The 8,961-nt window shown below is 67.3% G+C and carries 4 protein-coding genes and 7 pseudogenes; 3 read left to right on the forward strand and 8 right to left on the reverse strand.

Annotated elements, in window-relative coordinates; translation table 11 throughout:
• Positions 1-68 precede the first annotated feature (68 nt).
• Entirely contained in the window at positions 69-332 is a 264-nt protein-coding gene (locus ACZ4NT_RS37925; protein ID WP_467729938.1) for a hypothetical protein, read from the reverse strand.
• On the reverse strand, positions 332-811 hold the full coding sequence (gene ssb / locus ACZ4NT_RS37930) for a single-stranded DNA-binding protein (RefSeq protein ID WP_467729940.1): 480 nt from the start codon (positions 809-811) through the stop codon (positions 332-334). Before ssb ends, ACZ4NT_RS37925 begins: the two co-directional genes overlap by 1 nt.
• Before the next feature lie 1,506 nt (positions 812-2,317).
• Here ssb and ACZ4NT_RS37935 point away from each other — a divergent pair.
• Positions 2,318-2,506 (forward strand): annotated as a pseudogene (locus ACZ4NT_RS37935) (IS110 family transposase); the annotation flags it as partial.
• A gap of 585 nt (positions 2,507-3,091) precedes the next feature.
• Here the strand turns inward: ACZ4NT_RS37935 and ACZ4NT_RS37940 are convergent.
• Positions 3,092-4,846: a serine/threonine-protein kinase gene (locus ACZ4NT_RS37940; RefSeq protein WP_467729942.1), complete on the reverse strand. Its 1,755-nt coding sequence runs from the start codon at positions 4,844-4,846 to the stop codon at positions 3,092-3,094.
• 168 nt (positions 4,847-5,014) lie between these two features.
• On the opposite strand from ACZ4NT_RS37940, the pseudogene ACZ4NT_RS37945 reads away from it, so the two are divergent.
• Positions 5,015-5,176, forward strand: a pseudogene (locus ACZ4NT_RS37945) (ATP-binding protein); the annotation flags it as partial.
• Between the two features lie 636 nt (positions 5,177-5,812).
• Here the strand turns inward: ACZ4NT_RS37945 and ACZ4NT_RS37950 are convergent.
• The 5 genes and pseudogenes from ACZ4NT_RS37950 to ACZ4NT_RS37970 all read right to left on the reverse strand — a co-directional run.
• Positions 5,813-6,094, reverse strand: a pseudogene (locus ACZ4NT_RS37950) (IS110 family transposase); the annotation flags it as partial.
• A gap of 270 nt (positions 6,095-6,364) precedes the next feature.
• Positions 6,365-6,667 (reverse strand): annotated as a pseudogene (locus tag ACZ4NT_RS37955) (AMP-binding protein); the annotation flags it as partial.
• Between the two features lie 76 nt (positions 6,668-6,743).
• Positions 6,744-7,073 (reverse strand): annotated as a pseudogene (locus tag ACZ4NT_RS37960) (AMP-binding protein); the annotation flags it as partial.
• A 329-nt stretch (positions 7,074-7,402) separates the two neighbouring features.
• The gene (locus ACZ4NT_RS37965) at positions 7,403-7,612 is read right to left on the reverse strand and encodes a DUF1918 domain-containing protein (protein ID WP_467729944.1); all 210 of its coding nucleotides are present in this window, start codon (positions 7,610-7,612) and stop codon (positions 7,403-7,405) included.
• Between the two features lie 251 nt (positions 7,613-7,863).
• Positions 7,864-8,817, reverse strand: a pseudogene (locus ACZ4NT_RS37970) (IS3 family transposase); the annotation flags it as partial.
• Between the two features lie 49 nt (positions 8,818-8,866).
• Between ACZ4NT_RS37970 and ACZ4NT_RS37975 the strand changes: the two are divergent.
• Positions 8,867-8,961: pseudogene (locus ACZ4NT_RS37975) on the forward strand (IS5/IS1182 family transposase); the annotation flags it as partial.

Consider the following 8,961-nt stretch of genomic DNA (forward strand, 5'->3'; position numbering starts at 1 on the left):
GCGGCTCCTGCTGCAGACGGCTTGGCTATGTTCTCGCTGGTCACAGGTGAACTCTTCCATGATCGGAGTTACACCGTTTTTCTTACAGTCCCGGTCTCCGGTGTCGCCGGGGTGACGGCCAGGATGTTGCGCACTGTGACTGTGTCGAATCCGGTGCGGGCGGCGATGCGGGAGACGGAGTGTCCAGCGTGCCGGGCGGCGTGGATTGCTGCCGTCAGCTGTCGGCGGGCGGTCTGCAGTGCCTGTTGCGCTGCGGTCACGGCTGCCGCGGCCGACTCCAGGTCTCCTGTGTCGCCCGCCGGGGACAGTGTGGGTGCGGGGATGGCCGGCATCAGAAGGCAGGCTCCTCGCCGGGGGTGTCCGAGCCTGCGACGGCTGCGGCCGGTCGGACGGGACTGGCAGAGGCCCATGGATCGTCCGGAGCGGTCTCACGCGGGGGAACAGGGCGGCTGGTGCGGGTGATTGCCACGGTCGCGAACGTCATCGACGCCCCCACATCGTCGACGTCCAGCACCATCCGTGAACGCTTCTCTCCTTCCGGGTTCTCCCACCGGTCGGTACGCAGCCGTCCCGCCACCACCACCCTGGCCCCCTTCGTCAAAGACCCGGCCACATTCTCCGCGAGCTGCCGCCAGCAGCTGCAGTCCATGAACGTCGGCTCCCCGTCCCGCCAGGTATTCGCCTCCCGGTCGAACGTCCTGGGCGTCGACGCCACCGTGAAACGGGCCACCGCCACCCCGGCAACGGTGAACCGCAACTCCGGATCGTCCACGAGATTCCCGATCACTGTCAGAGGAAGGTCATTACGCATGACAGGAAGCCTCGCACACACCACTGTCACCCGATCGGCCGTTCCGGCCATCCAGCCTCTGGCAAACACGGACACCGGCGCCGGACACCGGCGCAGGCCGATCACCCACGGCGACGCTCACCCCACCACGGAAGGATCGGCGACAGATCGCTGAGCCCGCGACCCGGACGCTTCGGCATGAGCGACTCGCCATCGTCGCCATCCCAGCGCCGTACTGGTCCGGCAGGTCACCCCAGCCCCAATACGGGACCGCAACGGTCCGGTGTCCTACCCAGCTCATCGGCAGGATCAATCCGCTTCTCCGCCACGGTGCACAGATGGGCCCAGTCGTCACCCAGGTCGAAAACGTAGGCGAACCGCTCGCTGGCCTGCAGCCTGCTCAGCTTGGTTGCATGACCGTACACCGCGCCGTCCCGGGCCTCCCCGCCCCACCATTCCAGAGAGCTGCAGTGATGATTGCTGTGGCTGTGCTCGGCGGTATGACTCCAGGACTGACTGCGCCTCAGCTGTCCTTGGTTGGATTTGTCGGCCGTCCGGGCGGGGCCACGGCGCGCGTGGCCGGTCGGGCAACTGTGACTTCATAGCGCCTCTGTGTGTCAAGCGGCTTGAGCGAGGTGGTTCCGTCGGTCTCGTTTCATGATCCGGTAGACCACGTTGGACAGGCGTCGCTTGAGAGCTCGGCGAGCCTCCGAAGGCGTCTTCCCCTCAGAGATCTTGCGGAGGTAGTAGTCCTTGTCTGCGCCCGCCGTAGCGGATCTGCCAGATGGCGATGGTGTGCAGGACCGAGTTCAGCGCACGGTTTACCGCCGGTGTTGAGTCGGTGGCGGACGTCCCCGATGTGGCCGAGGACCTTCGCTGCCAGCACGGTGCCCAAGCCCGGCAGGGTGGTCAGAGTGGCGAGGGTCGCAGCGATGGCCTCGCACATCTCGGCTTCGTTGACCTTGACCTGCCAGTCCAGTGTGCACAGGTCGGCCAGCAGGTCATGCGCTATGTCCCGGCGGCAGTTGTCGGTGGCCGTGACCAGCCGGATGCCCTTCATCAAGGTGGCGGCCTTGTCTGCTGACAGGCCGGTGGGTGCTCCGTCGGGCAGTCCGACCCGGTCGACGCCTACGCCGCAGCAACCGCCGTGCTGTCCGGCCGGGCCTCGGGCACCCCGAAGACCCGCAAAGGAGTGCGAACGCGAGGCGGCGAAGATCCGGCCCGGGCGAGGCCACAGGTCCCCACCGTGCCCGGACACCAGCTCCACTCGGATAGACAGCCAGGTATGCGCGGCAGCGGCACCATGGGCCAGTTCCGCTATGTGGAGTGTGGCGTCGGGTCCCGTGAGGACGTCGGTGAGCGCCCAGCTGGTGGAGCGGATGTGGGTGGTTTGAGCTCGGGCGTCTTCGGCTCGCGGAGTACTGCCGGACGGCGGTGGCGCCGTGGGCGGCGGCCGCTGCGATGCTCGTGGCGAGCACGAGGTTCAGGGCCCGGTTGTCTGCTCTGCGCGTTTGGTGGCCGGGGGGCCTGGGGCTGCGGTTGCAACACCCGGCCGTCCTCGCGGTCTTGGAGCGGTTGGGGTCACTGGCCTTGATACGCAAGGCCGGACGACGACGGCTGATCACCCTGCTGCGGTCGAAGGCGCCGAGAATGACCGAGCGTCTGGTCGAGGAGATCTTCGCTGCGTTGGATGAGCTGACCGTCACCGTTCTGGGGGACCGAGGCCAGCGTTACTCATCCGGGTCGAAGGTCAGACTGAGCACTTCGGCCATCATACGCGGTGGGAGGGGCGCGGCGTAGCCGGCCACGAAGTCCATCCGTCTCTGCGGCTCCACGGGGTCGAGCAGCCGGTCCACATCTCCTCGATCCACGAACGGAGCGGGCGACACTCGCCGGGGTGAGGGCGCGGTTCATCAGGCGCCGCAGCCTGGTGCGGCTGAGGGCGGGGTCGGAGCAGACCAGGCTGGCCGGGACGAACGCGTACAGGTGCCGCAGCGGATCCCCGCCGCCCAGCTGCTTGGAATGTGATCACCGAGGAGAAGTCGGGGTCGCGGAGGATGCGCTCAACGTCGACCTGCCGTTTGGCGATCCACGCGCCGATCTGGTCGGCGTAGTGCATGGGGTCGGTCTCGCGCAGCAGCGCGTAGCGCGCGTACGGATCTTCGAGCATCACCTTGTCGAACAGGACAGGCTCTCCCATGGCCGCCACCCGATCCGTGACCATGCGCGCTCTCACGCCTCGGGCTCATGTTCTGCAGACCGTCGGTCGTGGTGAGGTGGCGGAGGTGAGTGTTCGTAAGATCAGTCCTGGGCCGGCATGACCCGGGTCACCTTGCCCTTGAGGTCGGCGTCTAGATAGCCGGTGACGTGGTCGTCGGTGAGATAGACGGCCAGTCCCAGCGGGGTGTTGAAGGTGTCGTCCGCCGGGCGGACCAGGACGTAGCGCATGGTCGGCCGCTGCACGTTCAGGTCCTTCTCCGCCCGTTTCAGCAAGGGAGGAAGGATATCCCAGTCGAAGTCGTCCAGGCTGAACGGGCGTTCGCCGCCGATAAGCGCGCTGCTGATGATGCCCTTCCTGACGCCTTCGCCCGGGCGGTAGGTGTAGCTGTCGTACTTGGTGTCGCTGCCCTTGACCATGATTTCCGCGGACACGTAGCCCGGGTAGACGGTGAGGTCGCACGCCCGGTCCGTGCCCGTCGCGGCTTTAATCTCTTTCACCGCCGTCCGGATGCCGTCCGGGGTCAGCAGGTCCGTCTTGGCGTCCGCCTGGGGCACCGATGCCGTCCGGGACGCTCTTGGCGGTGCGGAGGTCGGGTCCTTCGCTGCGGTCGAGGCCGAAGCGGTCGCATCGGCTGTTTTGGCATCGTCGTTGTGCCTGCCGTCGGGCAGCAGGGTCCACATCAGGGCTCCTGCCAGCACGGTCGCGACGACGGAGGAAGCGATCGTGATGCGGCTCTTCGTCCGGTTTCCCGGTTGTGGCCGCGTCGGCCGAGTCGGGCCCATCGGGTAGGGGGTTGGGGCGGGGGTCGACGGTCCGGTGGGGCCGGGCACGGCGTCGTGCGGTCGCGTGGGTCCGAAGCCGGTCGGCGGGCCGAAGCCCACGGGCGGTCCGAACCCGTCCGGCACCGAGGGTGTGGGGGTCGACACCGGCGGAGGGGCCAGCCGGTACGACGTGGCCGCGCCCGCCCCGTCGAGAGCGCCGGGAGCCGCGCCGCGGCCCTCGGCCGCTTCGGCGAGTATCCGGTCGGCGCTCTCCGCATCCGCTCTGCGCTCCGGATCCTTGACGAGCACGGCGTTCAGGAAGCCGGTCAGCGCTCCGGCCCGCAGGGGCGGCGGAAGCTCTTCGCTCAGGAGAGCCGCGAGCGTCGCGAGGGTGGTTCCCCTGCGCAGCGGGTGGTGTCCTTCGACGGCGACGTACAGCATCATCGCCAGCGACCACAGGTCGGAGCCAGGACCGCCCTCGCCGCCGGAGATGCGCTCGGGCGCCATGTAGTCGGGTGTGCCGATGATGGATCCGGTCACGGTCAGAGAGGTTGACTCTCTGATGGCCGCGATGCCGAAGTCGGTGAGGACGGGGCGGCCGTCGGGCCGCAGCAGGACGTTGGCGGGCTTCACGTCCCGGTGCTGGATGCCGACGTTGTGCGCGGCGCGCAGCGCGGCCAGCACCTCGCGGCCGAGCCGGGCAGCCGTGACGGGATCCAGCGGCCTCTTGTCGAGCCGGTCCTGGAGGGATCCGCCGGTCACCAGCTCCATGACGAGCCACGGGTAGGCGTAGGCATCGGTGTCGACCACGTGGTGGATGGTGACGACATTGTGGTGGTCGATGCGGGCGAGCGCCCGTGCCTCGCGCAGCACCCGGGCCCGGAGCGTCGCTGCGCTGTGCGGATCGTATTCGGCGAGTCCAGGATCGGTGGGCCGCACTTCCTTGAGCGCCACGTCTCGGCCGAGGACGAGATCGCGCGCCCGCCACACCATGCCCATGCCGCCGCCGCCGAGCCGCCCTTGCAGTTCGAAGCGTCCGTCTATGACCCGTCTGCCGGTTTCCCCGTCGTTCATGGCTGGGAGCCTACGGGATGCATGGGGGGCGGCCCCGCGGAGGTGAGGGGCACGGCCCCGATGGAGGAAGGTTCGTCGGCGGGCCGGTCTCGTCCGAGGGTGTGGCTGGGCATCATGAAATAGCCAGCGCCTTGCCTCGATATGACGCCAGTCCGGACAGAAAGGCCAACACAGTTGGTGGTCGGCGAACTGGTCACCAACACCCACAAGTACGCGCCCGGACCTATCCTGCTACGGCTGCGCCTCGACGCGGGAGTAGAGATTGCGGTGTGGGACAGCGATCCCGCACTGTCGGCTGCCCGAAAAACGGACCCTAAGCGGGTGGGCCAGCGGCTTGGTCCTCACCCGGAGGCGAATCAGAAAAAGGGATCCACTACTGACAAGGAATCCCCTCGCCTGCTACCCATACACAGCACGGTCAGCAAGAGCTGCAGTTCAACCAGCATCGGTGGTCACGACGCGTCAAACCGCCATGGTCACGGAGGAGAACATGTTGAAGACGGCGTGGCGGCACTGCAGGTTGGGCAAGAGGCAGTTCACACAGTCCGAGGGGGCCTAACCGTGGCAATCGTCAACGTATACCAGGCAGGGCAACTCGTCACGCGTATCGCCGCGCACCGGCAAGAGTGTTACGGAAATTCGGAACTGTCAGCCCCCAGACCTCACGCCGTGGTGGAATTCGGCCGGCCAGGGCTCCATTTGTGGCGCCCAGGAATTGATCATTAAGTAGAGGATACTCATGTGTGATGCGGGCGTTGGGTGAGAGGGTGTAGGGGAGTTCAGTGCAGGTGCGGCGGTACCAAGCACTGGGCCCGGGCTCACTCTTTTGCCCCCCGTCGAAGGGCGAGTCCGCTCCGCACTTCGTTGTTGAGGTCGGACGAAGTGATGGCCTCCGCTTGCACTGCACCGCAGGCGGGGGCCCGGAGGCGGCGCGTACCGAATCCGCGCGCGGAGACAGAGGGCACAAGCGACCGGGCAGCCCATATCCTGGGCCACCGACAGCGGCAGAGCACCGATCGAGGCTGGCTGGTCCACGACCACCAGCACGACCCCGTGCTTGGCCCGCAGTACCAGCACGACCCCGTGCTTGGCCCGCAGTGTCCCGAAGACCTCGCGGAGCTTGGGCTCGCTGTTGGGCAGCCGTTTATCGAAGGCCTTCTTCCCGGCCGGGGTGATGGCGGTGGCGAGGTGCTCGCCCTTGCCGACGTCCAGGCCGAGGAAGGCGCCGATGCCGCTGATGTCGATCACGCGCTTCCTCCGGTCGTCCCCATCGCCTGGCCATCCCACGGCACCGATCGCCACATCCACATTGCGAAGAGCCTCACGACCTGCGGAAAGGCCGGTGGTCATGCCCCTAATCAGCGGTCTGTCGATGCCTCCGGAGCCAGTGACACCCCACCCCCCAAGACATGCGACCGACATGGGGAGAAAGTCATGCCAACTCCGGAGGTCGGACGCCCCGTTGCGGGGCAACCAAAACGGTAATAGGGGGACCTCGGCAGGTGACAGCACGGACAGCACGGACGGGGTGAGTATCGCGTGGGTGACGCCTTGCTCCGCCAGCAGTCCGGTCAGCGACTTTCCGGGCAGCAACCGCTGGGCGGGGGCCAGGACCAGTGCGGCACTGGCCAGCCAGGCCGACCACATCTCCACCACCGAGGCGTCGAAGCTGGGAGAGGCGAACTGCAGCAGGCGGCTTGCCGCGGTGATGCCGAGCCGGTCGACGTAGTCCGCGGCCAGGTTCGGCATCACCTGGTGGGAGACCATCATGCCTTTGGGGGTTCCGGCGGAGCCGGAGGTGTAGAGGACGTAGGGGCAGGAGTGTGGTGGTCCGGTCGGTGTCGGTCACGGTCCGGTCGTCCAGGGTGGCCGTGGCGGCCTTCACCTGCGGGTGGTCCAGGGCCAGCCATACCGGCCCGCTGGTGGCCTGGGGCTTGTCAGCGTCGAGTATCTGTCCGGTGGCCGCTTTCGCGGAGTGAACCTCCTGGCTGGTGAGGATGAGGGTGGGGTGGGCGTCGGTGAGGGTGCGGGTGATGCGGTCGGTGGGGTAGTCGGGGTCGATGGGGAGGTAGGCGCCGCCGGCTTTGAGGACGGCCAGGAGGGCGGTGACCAGGTCGACTGAGCGTTCCATGAGGATGCCGACCAGGGATTCGGGTCCTATGCCGTGGTGGATCAGGAGGCGGGCGAGCCGGTTGGAGCGGGTGTCCAGTTCCTGGTAAAAAAAGATCTACTCCCGTATGGGCGCGGCGGGTCAGCCGAACAGGTCGCGTGCCTGGATGGTGCGGACCCGCAGCCATCTCGCCCGGCGCGGCAGCCGCCCGCCCAATGCCCTGACGGTCTGCGCCTTGGGCGGCTGCCAGTTCGCCCGGACCGCGGTTCAGAAGTCGTGCCCCGCACTGGACTCGGTCGGACCGCGCCCGACACATTGGCGACCGGGCAGGACACCACATAGCCGTCCGGGGGTCAGTCCCACCGAAACCGACCGGTGATCAATCATGGTCACCACCCACTTTCGCAGACCCGTGCCAAGGAGATAGTGGTGCGGCTCCGGGCAGTTCAGTCCGTGCCAGGAAGGGGGCTGGGGGTGGGGTGGTCGACGACGCAGCCCGGGCCGGGGAAGACCTCGCTCTCATGGCCGTCGCGGTAGCGCACCCGATAGGGCGGCTCGCCGCCCTGCCCAAGAACCTCCACCACCTGCGCCCGGTGCTCGGCGCTCTGGCCGCTGCGGCCGGTGAACCGGAGAACATCACCCACCATCGCCCGCATCCTGAGCCTCATTTCCTCGCCCCGGCCATACGGCCAGGAGGTGACAGGTGACATCAGTCTGCCCCCGACGCCACGATCGCGCACCACAACGAAAGAGAAGAAAACCCGCTGAGAAACCCGCTGCAGCCGTCAGGTCACCACCGAACCGGTGCCTCTCTGCGGTTGATCTGCAGCAACTGCCTGCCCTCGTCGTCATCAATCTCCCGGACCCGCACACGTTCAGCCACCTGGGGGACTGTGGACACCGTTTGCTATGCGGCAACGGCCAGCATAATCGATCGTTTGTTCGTAGGTGATCTGGCCGAGTGCGGAGTGCCTCCTCCTCGTGTCGTAGCGAGTGACCCACCGGAACACCGTAAGGCGGGCCTCACGGCCTCCTGACCAGCGTTTCCTTCTCTGCAGAGTCTCCCGCTTCAGCGTTGAAGGATTGGGCCGCGGCGTTGTCCGCCGAGGTTCCGACAGCTCCGCGTGATCTGATGACGCCGAGTTCGCGGCACACATTCGCGAACTCCATCGACGCGTACTGGGCGCCGTAGTCGCTGTGGAATATCGCCCCGTCAAGGGTTCCGCCGCGGGTACGGGCCGCAGCCAGGAGCCGTCGGTGACCAGTCGGTGCGCATGTGGTCGGCGATCGACCAGCCCGCCAGTCGCTTCGAGCGCAGGTCCAGCACCGTTGCCAAATACAGGAATTGGCCGTCACCGACAGACAAGCATGTCACCGACGTACTTGCTGTTCGACTCGCTCGCGGTGAAGTCACGCCGCAGCAGATCGGGCACCAGGGCGTCGCGGACGGCTCGGGGAGGATGGTTCTTGCGCAGGTGTACGCCCAGAAGGCCGATCCGGGCCATCACACGCGCGACCCGCTTGTGGTTCACCTCGATCCCGGCGTCCCAAAAACCGGCCGTGATCCGCGGGACGCCATAGGAACCGTCGGACTCCTTGTGGATCTCCCGGATCCGCCGAGCCAAGCGGGCATCGGACCGCACCCGCTCCATGCGAGCCGGGGCACCCTTCAGCCACCGGCAGAACCCGAACCTGGAGACCTCCAGGACCCCACACAGCCACTTGACGCCGAACGCACCGCGGTGATCATCAACACTGGAAACGGCTCACCAGTGGTCTCGCCGGCGAAATACTTCGAGGCCCTCCTCAGGATCTCTCGCTCGCTCCCCAGCTCCCTGATCCGAGCCCTGAGCTGCTTGCTTCTCCCCCTTCAGCACATCGTCGAAGGGCACATCGACGGCCTGCGCCGAGTGCTGGTCAGTGGCTGTGCCTGGCGGGCGATGCCGCCGTGCTCCGGGGCGTCCAAGTCGACCGTGCACCGCCGGTTTCTCATCTGGTCCCGGGC

The sequence above is a fragment of the Streptomyces sp. NPDC026417 genome, assembly GCF_055567695.1.